The organism is Tessaracoccus aquimaris (assembly GCF_001997345.1).
In the GTDB taxonomy this organism is placed as follows: domain Bacteria; phylum Actinomycetota; class Actinomycetes; order Propionibacteriales; family Propionibacteriaceae; genus Arachnia; species Arachnia aquimaris.
This window is the reverse complement of the sequence record NZ_CP019606.1, coordinates 2223302-2235940: the sequence shown is the minus strand read 5'-3', so window position 1 is coordinate 2235940 and position 12639 is coordinate 2223302. Positions and strand designations below refer to the sequence as shown.

At 65.0% G+C, this 12639-nt stretch carries 16 protein-coding genes; 5 read left to right on the top strand and 11 right to left on the bottom strand.

The annotated features are described in order from the left end of the window. The first annotated feature begins 18 nt into the window (after positions 1 to 18). Positions 19 to 1416 (top strand): IS1380 family transposase, encoded by a 1398-nt coding sequence (locus BW730_RS10465; RefSeq protein ID WP_193432385.1) that lies wholly within the window; start codon positions 19 to 21, stop codon positions 1414 to 1416. Positions 1417 to 1666: 250 nt separating this feature from the next. On the opposite strand, the gene msrA (BW730_RS10460) is transcribed toward BW730_RS10465, so the two are convergent. The 6 genes from msrA (BW730_RS10460) to msrB (BW730_RS10435) form a co-directional block, all read right to left on the bottom strand. Continuing rightward, positions 1667 to 2218 carry a peptide-methionine (S)-S-oxide reductase MsrA gene (gene msrA, locus BW730_RS10460; protein ID WP_068477507.1) on the bottom strand — a complete coding sequence of 184 codons (552 nt, stop codon included), beginning with the start codon at positions 2216 to 2218 and terminating at the stop codon, positions 1667 to 1669. Further along, the gene (gene msrB / locus BW730_RS10455) at positions 2215 to 2688 is read right to left on the bottom strand and encodes a peptide-methionine (R)-S-oxide reductase MsrB (RefSeq protein ID WP_068477509.1); all 474 of its coding nucleotides are present in this window, start codon (positions 2686 to 2688) and stop codon (positions 2215 to 2217) included. Before msrB (BW730_RS10455) ends, msrA (BW730_RS10460) begins: the two co-directional genes overlap by 4 nt. A 245-nt stretch (positions 2689 to 2933) precedes the next feature. Beyond that, positions 2934 to 3392 (bottom strand): carboxymuconolactone decarboxylase family protein, encoded by a 459-nt coding sequence (locus BW730_RS10450; protein WP_226996705.1) that lies wholly within the window; start codon positions 3390 to 3392, stop codon positions 2934 to 2936. A 146-nt stretch (positions 3393 to 3538) separates the two neighbouring features. Next, entirely contained in the window at positions 3539 to 3955 is a 417-nt protein-coding gene (locus BW730_RS10445; protein ID WP_068477513.1) for a GNAT family N-acetyltransferase, read from the bottom strand. A 129-nt stretch (positions 3956 to 4084) separates the two neighbouring features. Continuing rightward, on the bottom strand, positions 4085 to 4645 hold the full coding sequence (gene msrA / locus BW730_RS10440; RefSeq protein WP_068477515.1) for a peptide-methionine (S)-S-oxide reductase MsrA: 561 nt from the start codon (positions 4643 to 4645) through the stop codon (positions 4085 to 4087). After that, complete coding sequence (gene msrB, locus BW730_RS10435; protein ID WP_226996703.1) at positions 4642 to 5160, bottom strand: peptide-methionine (R)-S-oxide reductase MsrB; 519 nt, start codon at positions 5158 to 5160, stop codon at positions 4642 to 4644. Before msrB (BW730_RS10435) ends, msrA (BW730_RS10440) begins: the two co-directional genes overlap by 4 nt. A 254-nt stretch (positions 5161 to 5414) precedes the next feature. Here msrB (BW730_RS10435) and BW730_RS18535 point away from each other — a divergent pair, with 254 nt between their 5' ends. The 4 genes from BW730_RS18535 (at position 5415) to BW730_RS20505 (ending at position 8336) form a co-directional block, all read left to right on the top strand. Beyond that, a complete protein-coding gene (locus BW730_RS18535; protein WP_158522594.1) occupies positions 5415 to 5762 on the top strand; it encodes a GNAT family N-acetyltransferase in 348 nt (115 codons plus the stop codon). Further along, the gene (locus BW730_RS10425) at positions 5755 to 6303 is read left to right on the top strand and encodes a carboxymuconolactone decarboxylase family protein (RefSeq protein ID WP_077687619.1); all 549 of its coding nucleotides are present in this window, start codon (positions 5755 to 5757) and stop codon (positions 6301 to 6303) included. Before BW730_RS18535 ends, BW730_RS10425 begins: the two co-directional genes overlap by 8 nt. Positions 6304 to 6569: 266 nt before the next feature. Next, entirely contained in the window at positions 6570 to 7967 is a 1398-nt protein-coding gene (locus BW730_RS10420; protein WP_193432384.1) for an IS1380 family transposase, read from the top strand. 165 nt (positions 7968 to 8132) lie between these two features. Continuing rightward, positions 8133 to 8336 (top strand): DUF7218 family protein, encoded by a 204-nt coding sequence (locus BW730_RS20505; RefSeq protein WP_077687618.1) that lies wholly within the window; start codon positions 8133 to 8135, stop codon positions 8334 to 8336. A gap of 165 nt (positions 8337 to 8501) precedes the next feature. Here the strand turns inward: BW730_RS20505 and BW730_RS10410 are convergent, their stop codons facing one another. From BW730_RS10410 to BW730_RS10390, 5 genes are all read right to left on the bottom strand, one after another. After that, complete coding sequence (locus BW730_RS10410) at positions 8502 to 9146, bottom strand: CBS and ACT domain-containing protein (protein WP_077686184.1); 645 nt, start codon at positions 9144 to 9146, stop codon at positions 8502 to 8504. 119 nt (positions 9147 to 9265) lie between these two features. Beyond that, positions 9266 to 9964: an ABC transporter ATP-binding protein gene (locus tag BW730_RS10405; RefSeq protein ID WP_077686183.1), complete on the bottom strand. Its 699-nt coding sequence runs from the start codon at positions 9962 to 9964 to the stop codon at positions 9266 to 9268. Further along, complete coding sequence (locus BW730_RS10400; RefSeq protein ID WP_077686182.1) at positions 9957 to 10742, bottom strand: ABC transporter ATP-binding protein; 786 nt, start codon at positions 10740 to 10742, stop codon at positions 9957 to 9959. Before BW730_RS10400 ends, BW730_RS10405 begins: the two co-directional genes overlap by 8 nt. Continuing rightward, positions 10739 to 11722: a branched-chain amino acid ABC transporter permease gene (locus tag BW730_RS10395; protein ID WP_077687617.1), complete on the bottom strand. Its 984-nt coding sequence runs from the start codon at positions 11720 to 11722 to the stop codon at positions 10739 to 10741. The genes BW730_RS10400 and BW730_RS10395 overlap by 4 nt, the downstream gene beginning before the upstream one ends. Continuing rightward, positions 11722 to 12606: a branched-chain amino acid ABC transporter permease gene (locus tag BW730_RS10390; RefSeq protein WP_077686181.1), complete on the bottom strand. Its 885-nt coding sequence runs from the start codon at positions 12604 to 12606 to the stop codon at positions 11722 to 11724. The genes BW730_RS10395 and BW730_RS10390 overlap by 1 nt, the downstream gene beginning before the upstream one ends. Between the last annotated feature and the right edge of the window lie 33 nt (positions 12607 to 12639).

The window sequence follows — 12639 nt, the reverse complement described above, 5'->3', positions numbered from 1 at the left end:
CAGGTGTCCCACCCTACCTTGTTCTTCTACCCCCGTCCGCGCGTGGACATCGCTGAGGTCCCGGCCCTCTCGCATGCTGGTGCGGTGCTGCTGACCGACACGATCCACGCCACCGGCCTCGCTGCTTCGCTGCGGGAAGCTCTGGATCCGTGGACGAAACCGCTGGCCGAGCACCACGCGGCGAAGGTCCTGCTGGACCTCGCACTCACTCTCGCAATCGGCGGGGAGCATGCTTCGGATACTGATCTGCTGCGTTGCGAGCCGGGCCTGTTCGGTGATGTCGCCTCGACCCCGACGATCTCCCGCACGCTCACCACCCTCGCCCAGGACGCGCCCACCGTGATCGAGGCGATCTCGAAAGCCCGCCGCACCGCGCGTGAAAGAGCCTGGACCCTCGTCGGAGCGCATTCCCCGACTGTGGGGGCGAGCGTGAAGAGCCCGCTGGTCATCGACCTCGACGCCACCCTGATCACCGCCCACAGTGAGAAGGAGCAGGCCGCACCGACGTTCAAACGCGGCTTCGGATATCACCCGTTGTGTGCGTTCCTTGACCACGGCAGCGACGGGACCGGGGAACCACTGGCGATCCAGCTGCGCCCCGGCAACGCCGGCTCCAACACCGCCGCTGATCACATCACCGTCACCCGGCAGGCTCTCGCGCAGCTGCCTGCGGGCCTGCTGGCCCGGGGTGGTCGGGGGTCGAAGAAGATCTTGATCCGCACCGACGGGGCCGGCGGCACCAAGGACTTCCTGGCCTGGCTCCAGCGGCAGCGTCTGGCCTACTCGGTCGGGTTCACCCTCCCCGCAAGCACCCCTGACCTGCTGAAACGCCTCGACGAGGCAAAGGCGTGGACCCCCGCCTACGACAGCGAGGACGAGGGGATCCGCGAGGGGACATGGGTGGCGGAGCTGACCGGGCTGCTGGATCTTCAGGGTTGGCCGCCCGGGATGCGGGTGATCGTGCGGAAGGAACGTCCTCATCCTGGGGCGCAGCTGCGGATCACTGATCACGAGGGGATGCGCATCACCGCGTTCGCCACCAACTCCCCGCGCGGCCAGCTTCCCGTCTTGGAGCTGCGGCACCGTCGCCGGGCGCGCTGCGAAGACCGGATCCGTAACGCCAAAGACATGGGCCTTGAGAAGTTCCCGCTGCAGTCCTTCGCGCAGAACCAGATCTGGTGCCAGATCATCCAACTCGCCTCCGAGCTCGTCGCCTGGATGCAAACCATCGCCTTCACCAGGCACGACGCGAGGAAATGGGAACCCAAACGGCTCCGCGCGCGGTTGTTCGAGATCCCCGCGACCCTCGTGCGCCGCGCCCGGCACAAGGTCCTCCACCTCGCCGAACATGCACCCGAAGCCGTGAGGGTCCTGACCGGCGTCAACCGGCTCCGCACCACCGTCGCACAGACCTAACCCGGCGAGACCACCCGCCCCTACGACCAGCAGCTCCTCTTCTCGGGAGTGGAACCCGACCGCCCGCAACGGACACTGCGACGATCTGTCATACCCGAATGCCACAATCAGCAGCTCAACACCGGCAACGACGCCGACCCACCCCGCTCACCAGCCCCATGAAACATCGAGGCTAGTGAGCTTGATGCAGCAAGTACTTGCTGCGGAGAGCAGGTTGGCGTGCCCACGCGGTGAGCACGCCAACCAGGTTTTACGCTTGCACCGAGCGCGGCGGCAGTACCCAGCCCGCACGAGGAAAGTGGCAGGTGTAACCGTTCGGATAACGCTCCAGGTAGTCCTGATGCACAGGTTCCGCCTCCCAGAACGACCCAGCCGACTCAATCCAGGTGACCACCTTGCCGGGCCACAGACCCGACGCGTTCACGTCTGCGATGGTTTCACGAGCGATCTGCGCCTGCTCAGGCGTGACCGGGAAGATCGCAGACCGGTAGCTCAAGCCCGAGTCGTTACCCTGTCGATTCGATGTCGTTGGGTCGTGGATCTGGAAGAAGAACGCAAGAATGTCACGGTAAGTGGTCTTGGCGGGGTCGAAAACCACCTCCAGCGCCTCAGCGTGGCCCGGATGCCGATCATAGGTGGCGTGGCTGTTCCGCCCGCCGGTATAGCCGACGCGGGTCTGCAGGACGCCCGGCTGACGTCGGATTAGGTCCTCCATTCCCCAGAAACACCCACCGGCAAGAACAGCCGTCTCGGTGCCTGGTGTGCGGGTGATCTGTCCGGTGTCGTGGATCCCACTGGTCATGATGCGTTCTCCTCTGCTGTGTCGGTGATGTCGAAGAGCGAGCGATACTCGCCGTATCCCTGGGCCTCGAGCTCCGCGACAGGGATGAAGCGGAGCGCAGCCGAGTTCATGCAATAGCGCAGTCCCCCAGCCTCTGCAGGGCCGTCGTCGAACACGTGCCCCAGGTGGCTGTCGGCGCCTGCGGATCGAACCTCGTTCCGCTCCATCCAGAGCTTTCTGTCACTCTTCGTGTGGACGACGTCCGGCTGGATGGGCCTGGTGAAGCTCGGCCATCCCGTGCCGCTCTCGTACTTGTCGGTGGATGAGAACAGGGGCTGACCCGAGACCACGTCGACGTAGATGCCGGGCTCGCGGTTGCTCCAGTACTCGTTGCGGAACGACGGCTCAGTGCCATCCTCCTGCGTGACGCGATACTGCAGCGAGGTGAGACGGCTGAGCGCCTCGGGAGTCTTGCGGTAGTCGTTGGACACGATTCCTCCGTTTCCGCCGCCGCTGGGTTGCGGCGTCACTAACTAGAACGCAGGAAGTGGACCTTTTAGTCCCAAGTTTCTGGGAGATCGCTGTGACTTCAGCTCTCGACTCGTCCGTCAGGCGTCTGTTCGAGTGCGGCACCCGACGATGGCGACTGAGCCAGTCGCTCCGAGGGACTGAGTAGATTGTCGAGTCGCTCACCGCCGGTGATCCGACGACAACACTCTCCGTCCCGGCGCCGACGTCAAGCGAGGTTCCCGTCAGCATCGCGTGCCCGTACCGGGTGCTCACTGAGGATGGAGATCCTGTTGAAAAGATTGATGGAGGCGGCCACCCATTCAGCGCTGACAAAGGTCTCCTCGCCGAGCGCGTTACGGGCAGCGAGGAGGTCCGCTTTGCTGTTCTCGCTCAGTGGCAACTCGGTCGCTGCTTCGGCGACAGCGAGCAACGCCGTCTCCCGGCTGCTGAACAGGGTGGCTTCCCGCCATGCCGGCAGCAGATCCAGCTTCTGCTGCGGCACACCCAGCTTTCGAGCCTGCCGTGAGTGCAGATCCAGGCAGAAGACACATCCGTTGAGCTGCGAGACACGCACCTTGACAATCTCGCTTTCGGCGAGCGTCAACCCGTGCTTGGCGGTCTCCTTGGAGACAACAGCCGCGAAAGCCCCAGCTGCCTTCCAAGCGTCGGGGAGAGCTTTGTCCATGTAAGGGAGCGCGTCATCCCCTGAATGCATCATCGCTCCCCGGGCGCGTCGTCGCCGCGCGCGCCGAGGAGATGGTCTTCAGTCGAGGGAGTGATCCTGTCCCCCACGCTGGCGGTGGCAACCATGCTTCCTTCTCTCAATGTGACTCAGTGAATGCGCCCGTGGCCCGAGCGTGCGTTGCCCGGAAAGGTGGGGTCCACGACATCCGCGTACTGGGGGTGAGAGTGGACGAAAGCCGTGGCGAACGGGCAAGTGAGAGTGGCTGTTCGCCCCTCGGCGCGGAGCAAGTCGAGGACTCCGCCGAGCAGATTGCCGGCGATCCCTTTACCGCGGAACTTGGGGAACACCGCAGTAGCGAGAATTGTCACCCGTGTCCCCGCTTCGTTGTACAGAAGTCCTGCTGCCGTCTGGCCGTCGACCCAGAGCTCGTATACGCCAGCCTCCTTGTTGTCAGTGATGGTGACTTTCTCCGCCTCGATCGCGCCGGTCGCGGGGTGTGCCAGTTCCCGGACCACTTGATCACTGCCTGTCAGTGTGACCATGCTCTCTTGGTTGCTTTCCATGTGCGTCCTGTCGTCGTGTGGTCACGGATCTACCCCTCGTACGAGCCACGCCGAGCATTCGGCGCGACAATGGCGTGCGGGAGGAGAATCCGGCGAGGTTGGCATCTGAAGCCACCGGAGCCCTCAGTACTACGCCGGCGCGTCCGCCTCAGTCCGGCTAGGGAGCACCCAGTCCGGGCGGACGAAGTGACAGGTGTAACCGTTGGGGTACGTGATCAAGTAGCCCTGGTGCTCGGGCTCGGCTTCCCAGAACGACCCAGCGGGCTCGATGGTCGTGACGGCGTTTCCTGGCCACAGACCTGACGCGTCGACGTCCGCGATCGTGTCGCGCGCGATCTGCTCCTGCTGCATGGAGGTCGGGAAAATCGCGCTCCGGTAGCTCGTGCCGTAGTCGTTGCCCTGGCTGTTCAGTGTCGTCGGGTCGTGGACCTGGAAGAAGTAGGCCAGAATGTCGCGATACGTCGTCTGGGCCGGGTCGAACACGATCTCGATCGCCTCGGCGTGCCCCGGGTGGTTGCGGTACGTTGCATAGTCGTTTTCGCCCCCGGTGTAGCCGACACGGGTGTCGACCACGCCTGGCTGGCGCCGGAACAGATCCTCCATACCCCAGAAGCACCCGCCAGCGAAGATGGCCGTCTCAGTGTCGGGGTTGCGGGTGATCTTCCCGCTGGTATCGATGCCGCTGGTCATGCTACGTCTCCTGTCGGCTCTGCGTCCGAGTTGAACAGGGAGCGGTACTGGCCGTATCCCTCCTCCTCAAGCGACGAGGCCGGGACAAAACGGAGAGCGGCGGAGTTCATACAGTACCGAAGTCCGCTGGCGTCCTCCGGTCCGTCCGTGAAGAGGTGGCCGAGGTGGCTGTCAGCACCCGCCGAACGCACTTCGATGCGGGGCGTGCTCAGTTGATAGTCGGTTCTCGTGTCCACGGCGTCGTCATCGATCGGTTTGCTGAAAGTCGGCCAGCCCGTCCCGCTCTCGTACTTGTCAGTCGAGGAGAACAGGGGCTGCCCGGAGACCACGTCGACATAGACGCCTGGCTCGTCGTTCGCCCAGTACTCGTTGTCGTAAGCGGGCTCGGTGCCCTCATCCTGCGTGACATGGCGCTGCTGTTCGGTGAGGCGACCGAGCGCCTCTTCGGTCTTGACGTAGTGCTTCGAACTCATGTTTTCCTCCTCGATACAGCTGACCTTTCTAGAGTAGGTCATCTTGGACCTTGAGGTCCATATATTGCTCAACTGGGCGTATGCTCGACCCAGCTCAAGGCTTCGGCGTTGAGCTCCCTGTAGCGCATGGCGAGCCCCGGCCCCGGCCAAGACGACCGCCCGCCGATTGCACGTCACCACGTTGGATTCGAGAGGCTCAAATGACCGACTTGCGCGTTCCACCTCACGTCCCCTCGCTTGCGCTGAACCCGGCAAACCAGAGCACGTCGGCAGTATCCTCGGACCAGCAAGCTCTCATGGACGAGATGCAGACGACGGCGCCAGCGAAGGAGCCATCGTTCTCAATCGCCCTGGACGAGTCCGCCGATCTGTTCGTGGCCACGAAGAATGGCGTCGAGTTCGGCGGCGTGTTGTTCGCCGAAAAGAATGACCGGGTGCTGCTTCTCGCGACGTCGATCCTGCCGGAGTTCCGAGGGCAGGGGTTGGCCGCGGCGCTCACACGAAGGGTGCTCGACATGCTTCACGCACAGGGCAAGAACGTGACTGTGAAGTGCCCGGTCTTCCGCTCGTTTGTCCAGCACCACCCGGAATACGCCGGACGCTTGGACCACCGGCCAGGACGGGACCGGAGTGCTGATGCCTAAGCGCGACATGAATCGCTTCGGTCCGGTACTCGAAAACGTGAGCTTCCAAAACACGCGGTTCGACCCCAACCAGACCCGCTTCGAGCGCTTGGCGAGCAAGATGGCAGCGGCATTCGGATACTCGGCGGAACTTCCCGGCGATCCGCGACTGCTACAACTGCTTAGGCTTCGCGTCGCACAACTCAACCCGTGCTCCTACTGCCTCATTCTGCACACCGAGGTCGCGACCAAGATCGGGATCTCTCAGGTCGTGGTCGCGCATCTGCCGTCGTGGCGGGAGAGCACGATGTTCTCCGTGAAGGAGCGAGCATCTCTGGAATACTGCGAAGCCCTCACCGTCTTCAATCAGGAGAGGTTCGCCGCTGCGCATGACAAGCTGCGCGCCCACTTCACCGAGCGTGATGTCGCCGAGATCGCCGCGGTGATCATAAACATGAACGTTTGGACTCGCCTCAAGCTCGCGCAAGGCGCTGTGCCCGTTGATGCAGAAGCGATGCGAGCGAACGAAACGCAGATCCGCGGTCGGGATGACTCTGCATGAGCCCTATCGATGGATTTGGACCCTGTGGACGACTTTACTCACACAGCCGACAGCGATGAAGTGATCGTCATGGTTACCCTGCAATTCAAGCCCGTTCGGCAGATAGAGTGCTAGCGGAAATGGTGCCTAGCCTCGAGATTTCACGGGGGTGTGGTCTCGATGGGTGGGAGGCATAGAGAAAGGTGCTCCTGGCCTGGGATGATACGGGTTGTTCAGACTCGTAGCCATCCACTGGAAGGAGCACCTTTCAGGTGTCCCACCCTACCTTGTTCTTCTACCCCCGTCCGCGCGTGGACATCGCTGAGGTCCCGGCCCTCTCGCATGCGGGCGCGGTGCTGCTGACCGACACGATCCACGCCACCGGCCTCGCCCCTTCGCTGCGGGAAGCACTGGCTCCTTGGACGAAACCGCTGGCCGAGCACCACGCGGCGAAGGTCCTGCTGGACCTCGCACTCACTCTCGCAATCGGCGGGGAGCATGCTTCGGATACTGATCTGCTGCGTTGCGAGCCGGGACTGTTCGGTGATGTCGCCTCGACCCCGACGATCTCCCGCACGCTCACCACCCTCGCCCAGGACGCGCCCACCGTGATCGAGGCGATCTCGAAAGCCCGCCGGGCCGCGCGTGAAAGAGCCTGGACCCTCGCCGGAGCGCATTCCCCGGCTGCGGGGGTCAGTGCGAAGAGCCCGCTGGTCGTCGACCTCGACGCCACCCTGATCACCGCCCACAGTGAGAAGGAGCAGGCCGCACCGACGTTCAAACGCGGGTTCGGCTATCACCCGTTGTGCGCGTTCCTTGACCACGGCAGCGACGGGACCGGGGAACCGCTGGCGATCCAGCTGCGCCCCGGCAACGCCGGCTCGAACACCGCCGCTGATCACATCACCGTCACCCGGCAGGCTCTCGCGCAGCTGCCTGCGGGCCTGCTGGCCCGGGGCGGGCGGGGGTCGAAGAAGATCCTGATCCGCACCGACGGGGCCGGCGGCACCAAGGACTTCCTGGCCTGGCTCCAGCGGCAGCGTCTGGCCTACTCAGTGGGGTTCACCCTCCCCGCAAGCACCCCTGACCTGCTGAAACGCCTCGACGAGGCAAAGGCGTGGACCCCCGCCTACGACACCGAGGACGAGGGGATCCGCGAGGGGACATGGGTGGCGGAGCTGACCGGGCTCCTTGACTTAGCCGCGTGGCCTGCCGGGATGCGGGTGATCGTGCGGAAGGAACGTCCTCATCCTGGGGCGCAGCTGCGGATCACCGATCACGAGGGGATGCGCATCACCGCGTTCGCCACCAACTCCCCGCGCGGCCAGCTCCCGGTCTTGGAGCTGCGGCACCGTCGCCGGGCGCGCTGCGAAGACCGGATCCGTAACGCCAAAGACATGGGCCTTGAGAAGTTCCCGCTGCAGTCCTTCGCGCAGAACCAGATCTGGTGCCAGATCATCCAACTCGCCAGCGAGCTCGTCGCCTGGATGCAGACCATCGCGCTGACCGGCCATGATGCGCGGAAGTGGGAGCCCAAACGGCTCCGCGCGCGGTTGTTCGAGATCCCCGCGACCCTCGTGCGCCGCGCCCGGCACAAGGTCCTCCACCTCGCCGAACATGCACCCGAAGCCGTGAGGGTCCTGACCGGCGTCAACCGGCTCCGCACCACCGTCGCACAGACCTAACCCGGCGAGACCACCCGCCCCTACGACCAGCAGCTCCTCTTCTCGGGAGTGGAACCCGACCGCCCGCAACGGACACTGCGACGATCTGTCATACCCGAATGCCAGAATCAGCAGCTCAACACTGGCAACGACGCCGACCCACCCCGCTCACCAGCCCCATGAAACATCGAGGCTAAGGAGAAGTCGGCGCGCATCGCCAACGCCGCGGCGGCCACGTCACGCAGCGCCGTCGGTCGGAAGGGTGGCGAGGCCGAGGACTACGAGGACCGCACCGTCGAGGAACTGCGCAAACGGGCGGCCGAGTTGGAGATCTCCGGCCGGTCGAAGATGACCAAGGCCGAACTCATCGACGCCCTGCGCCATCACTGAACGAGCCACCCGGCTGCCGTTTCGCGAGCGCGTGAGCGGGGCTGGCGTTGAGCAGCATCGTGGCCTCGGCTGCGGTTTGCACGTTCCAACGCCACGAAATCGGCAACGAACGTGGACTACTGCTCAACGCCACAGCCGACGCCGGCCCGGGCGCAGCCGGGGAGGTCAGTCGAGGTTGACCCGGCGCGCCAGGATCTTCATCCCGGCCGCGGCGAGGTCGGCCTCGATCGCCTCGGTGTTGCGGGTGTTCAGGCCCACCACCACGACGCTGGTGTCCAGGTTGCCCCGGTGAACGGCCAGGTGCTGGATGTTGGCCTGATGCGCGGCGGTGATGCCCGTCAGCTTGCTGAGGCCACCCGGCTCGTCCTTCGCCTCGATCGTCAGGCGGGTGCCGTGGTCGCGGAAGCCGAGCAGGTCGATGAAGGAGTCGAGGATGTCGGACTCGGTGATGACGCCGATCAGTTCATCGCCCTCGACCACCGGCAGCATCTCGATCTTGCCGTCGCGCAGGATGACCGCGGCCTCCTCAAGCAGCGCGTCGGGGGAGATCACCACGGGCGGGGTGCTCATCACCTTGCCGACCTTCAGCTTCGAGATCAGGTAGGTGGCCTCCTGCGCGCTGAGCGTCGTGGCCTTCGACGGGGACGCGGCGGCGATGTCGTTGCGGGAGATGACGCCGACAACGCGCCTCCCCTCGACGACGGGCAGGTGGCGCACGCCGCGCTCTGTCATCACAGACAGGGCGTCCGGGATCGACTGGTCGGGGGTGACCGTGAACGGGCTGGTGGTCATCCGCTGCTTGACGAACATCTCTTCCTCCGAGCTTGAGTCCTCCGCCGAGCCACGTCGGTCGGCGGGTGTGTGCGGCTCGCGATCCAGCCTAGTGGTCGCGCTCCTGGCGGGTCCGGGGAGGATCCCGAAAGGCGTCCTCAGCCGCCGAGGTAGGCCTTCTTTACCTCGTCGGTGGCCGCAAGTTCGGCCGCCGGGCCCGAGAGCACGACAGAGCCGGTCTCGAGCACGTAGGCGCGGTTGGCGATCTGCAGCGCGATGTTGGCGTTCTGCTCGACGAGCAGCACCGTGGTGCCCGCCTTGTTGATGTTGACGATGATGTCGAAGATCTCCTGCACCAGCAGGGGCGCAAGGCCCATGGACGGCTCGTCGAGCAGCAGCAGTCGTGGCTTGGCCATCAGCGCCCTGCCCATCGCGAGCATCTGCTGCTCACCGCCCGACAGGGTCCCGGCGAGCTGCTTGCGTCGCTCGGCAAGGATCGGGAAGCGCTGGTAGACCTCGTCGTAGTCGGCTGCCACGGCGTCCTTCCGCAGGAACGCGCCGAGTTCGAGGTTCTCGAGCACCGTCATGTCGGGGAAGATCCGCCTGCCCTCTGGCACGTGCGACATGCCCCGCCGGACGCGGTCCTGCGCCGACAGGTTCGTGATGTCCTTGCCCTCGAGCGAGATGGAGCCCGACGACGGCCGCTTCAGCCCGGAGAGCGCCCGCAGCGTCGTCGTCTTGCCCGCGCCGTTGGCGCCGATCAGGGTGACGATCTCGCCCTCGCTGACGTTGAACGACACGGATTTGATGGCGTTGATGACGCCGAAGTGGACGGCCAGGTCCTTGACCTCAAGCACTCGGGGCCTCCTCTCCCAGGTAGGCCTCGATGACCTTCGGGTTGTTGCGCACCTCGTCGGGGGTGCCCGACGCGATCACGATGCCGTGGTCGAGCACGTAGATGCGCTCGCAGATCTTCATCACGAGGCTCATGTCGTGCTCGATGAGCAGGATCGTCAGGCCGAAGTCGCGGCGCAGTTCCGCGATCAGCCCGGTCAGTTCCGCGGTCTCGGCAGGGTTCATGCCCGCGGCAGGCTCGTCGAGCAGCAGCAGCGATGGGTGGGTGGCGAGCGCCCTGGCGATCTCAAGGTGGCGCTGCTCGCCGTATGACAGGTTGCGGGCCAGTTCCTTGGCCTTGCCTCCGAGCCGCATCAGGTCGAGCAGTTCCTGGCTCTCCTCGCGGATCCGCCGCTCGCTCGCCGCGTAGGGCGGGATGTGCAGCAGCGACGCGAACAGGTTGTACGGAACGTTCTGCTGCAGCGCGATCATCACGTTCTCCAGCACCGTCAGGTCCTTGAAGAGGCGGATGTTCTGGAACGTCCGGCCGACGCCCGCGGCGCAGATCCGGTGCGGGGCCTTGCCTCCCAGCGAGGTGGTCGTGCCGTCGATGTCGAGGGTGATGGTGCCTGCCGACGGCGGGTAGACGCCGGTGAGCAGGTTGAACAGCGTGGTCTTTCCCGCGCCGTTAGGGCCGATCAGGCCGATCAGTTCGCCCTTGTCGAGGTGCAGATTCGCCTCGAAGACGGCGGTCAGGCCGCCGAAGTTGCGGGTCAGTTTGCTGACTTCCAGCAGGCTCATCGGGCCTCCTCCGCGGTCGCCTTCTTGCCCTCGCGTCTGAACACTCTGCCGAGCACCGTGTCGGTGACCTCCTTGGATCCCATCAAGCCGCCGGGGCGGAAGATCATGATGAGCACGAGCACCAGCGCGTAGATGATCATCCGGATGTCGGAGAACTCGCTCAGCGCGACCGAGACGATCGCGAGCAGGATCGCCGCGATCACGGTGCCCGACAGGGAGCCCAGGCCGCCGAGGACGACGATCACGAGGATGTCGATGGACTTCATGAAGCCGAACTGGTCGGGCTTGATGAAGTAGAAGTAGGACGCGTACAGGCCGCCGCCGATGCCCGCGAAGAACGCGCCGATCGTGAAGGCCTGCACCTTGCTCGCGGTGGTGTTGACGCCGATCGCCTCCGCGGCGATCTCGTCCTCGCGCACGGCGATGGCGCGGCGACCCTGCGAGCTGCGGATGTAGTTCCACAGCACGATCAGCGTCAGCGCCGTGAACCCGAAGGCCCAGTTCCAGTCGACGACCTGCGGGATGCCGGACAGGCCCGCCGCGCCGTTGGTGATCGGCAGGTTCAGCATGACGACGCGGATGATCTCGGCCATGCCGAGGGTCGCGATGGCCAGGTAGTCGCCGCGGAGCCGCAGCGTCGGGAGGCCCACGAGCGCGCCGACGAGGGCCGCCGCGATGGCGCCTGCGAGCATGCCGAGCAGGAACGCGGGCACGTCGCCGAGCGTGGGGCCGAAGTTGATCGAGATCAGCGCGCACGTGTAGGCGCCGATCGACATGAAGCCTGCGTGGCCGAGCGAGAACTGGCCCGTGAAGCCGGTCACCAGGTTGAGGCTGGCGGCCAGGATGATGTTGATGCAGATCGTGACGATGATCGAGAAGACGTAGTCGCCGATCAGGCCCGCGTTCATCAGGCCGAGCACGATGGCGTAGGAGGCGACGAAGGGGAGGGCGCGCAGCCCGATCCGGGTGAGCGTCGACATCACACCTTCTCCTTACGGTTCTTGCCGAGGAGGCCAGCGGGCTTGACGATCAGGATCAGGATCAGGATCGCGAACACGACGCCGTCCTTGAACATCGAGTAGCCGAGGCTCGACACGAGCGTCTCCGAGCCGCCGATCACGTAACCGCCGATCAGTGCGCCCGGGATGATGCCGATGCCTCCGAAGACGGCGGCGATGAAGGCCTTGAGGCCGACGGCGATGCCCATCAGTGGCTTGATCGAGTTGTAGTAGACGCCGACCAGGACGCCCGCGGCTCCCGCGAGCGCAGAGCCGATCGCGAAGGTGAACGAGATGGTCCGGTCGACGCTGATGCCCATCAGGCGCGCCGCGTCGGGATCCTGCGACACGGCCCGCATGGCCTTGCCCATCTTCGTCTTCTTGACGATGAACTGCAGCACGATCATCAGGAACACGGAGACGCCGATGATCAGGATCTGCTGGTTCTTGATGATGACGCCGCCGACGTCGATCGAGCCGTTCATGAACGACGGCATCGGCGGGTAGGCGCGCGGATCTGGCCCGACGAAGAACATCATCGTGTACTGCAGCAGGAGGGAGACGCCGATCGCCGTGATGAGCGCCGCAATGCGCGTCGAGTTCCTGAGCGGCCGGTACGCGACGCGTTCGATGACGACGCCGAGCACCGTGCACACGATCATCGCCAGGATCAGCGACTCGAAGAAGCCCAACTTGAGGAAACTCATGGAGGCGTAGCCGACGTAGGCGCCCACCATGTACACCTCGCCGTGGGCGAAGTTGATCAGCTTGATGATGCCGTAGACCATCGTGTAGCCGAGCGCGATCAGCGCATAGATGCTGCCGAGCGACAGGCTGTTGATCACCTGTTGCAGAAACTCCGTCATGTCACCCTCCCACTGGCGGGGCGCGGCCGGGTC

Coding starts and splice junctions, on each gene's coding strand:
- msrA (WP_068477507.1), bottom strand. CDS start 2,218: ATGACCAGTGGGATCCACGACACCGGACAGATCACCCGCACACCAGGC.
- BW730_RS10450 (WP_226996705.1), bottom strand. CDS start 3,392: ATGGACAAAGCTCTCCCCGACGCTTGGAAGGCAGCTGGGGCTTTCGCG.
- BW730_RS10445 (WP_068477513.1), bottom strand. CDS start 3,955: ATGGAAAGCAACCAAGAGAGCATGGTCACACTGACAGGCAGTGATCAA.
- msrA (WP_068477515.1), bottom strand. CDS start 4,645: ATGACCAGCGGCATCGATACCAGCGGGAAGATCACCCGCAACCCCGAC.
- msrB (WP_226996703.1), bottom strand. CDS start 5,160: ATGACCTACTCTAGAAAGGTCAGCTGTATCGAGGAGGAAAACATGAGT.
- BW730_RS18535 (WP_158522594.1), top strand. CDS start 5,415: ATGGACGAGATGCAGACGACGGCGCCAGCGAAGGAGCCATCGTTCTCA.
- BW730_RS10425 (WP_077687619.1), top strand. CDS start 5,755: ATGCCTAAGCGCGACATGAATCGCTTCGGTCCGGTACTCGAAAACGTG.
- BW730_RS10410 (WP_077686184.1), bottom strand. CDS start 9,146: ATGTTCGTCAAGCAGCGGATGACCACCAGCCCGTTCACGGTCACCCCC.
- BW730_RS10400 (WP_077686182.1), bottom strand. CDS start 10,742: ATGAGCCTGCTGGAAGTCAGCAAACTGACCCGCAACTTCGGCGGCCTG.
- BW730_RS10395 (WP_077687617.1), bottom strand. CDS start 11,722: ATGTCGACGCTCACCCGGATCGGGCTGCGCGCCCTCCCCTTCGTCGCC.
- BW730_RS10390 (WP_077686181.1), bottom strand. CDS start 12,606: ATGACGGAGTTTCTGCAACAGGTGATCAACAGCCTGTCGCTCGGCAGC.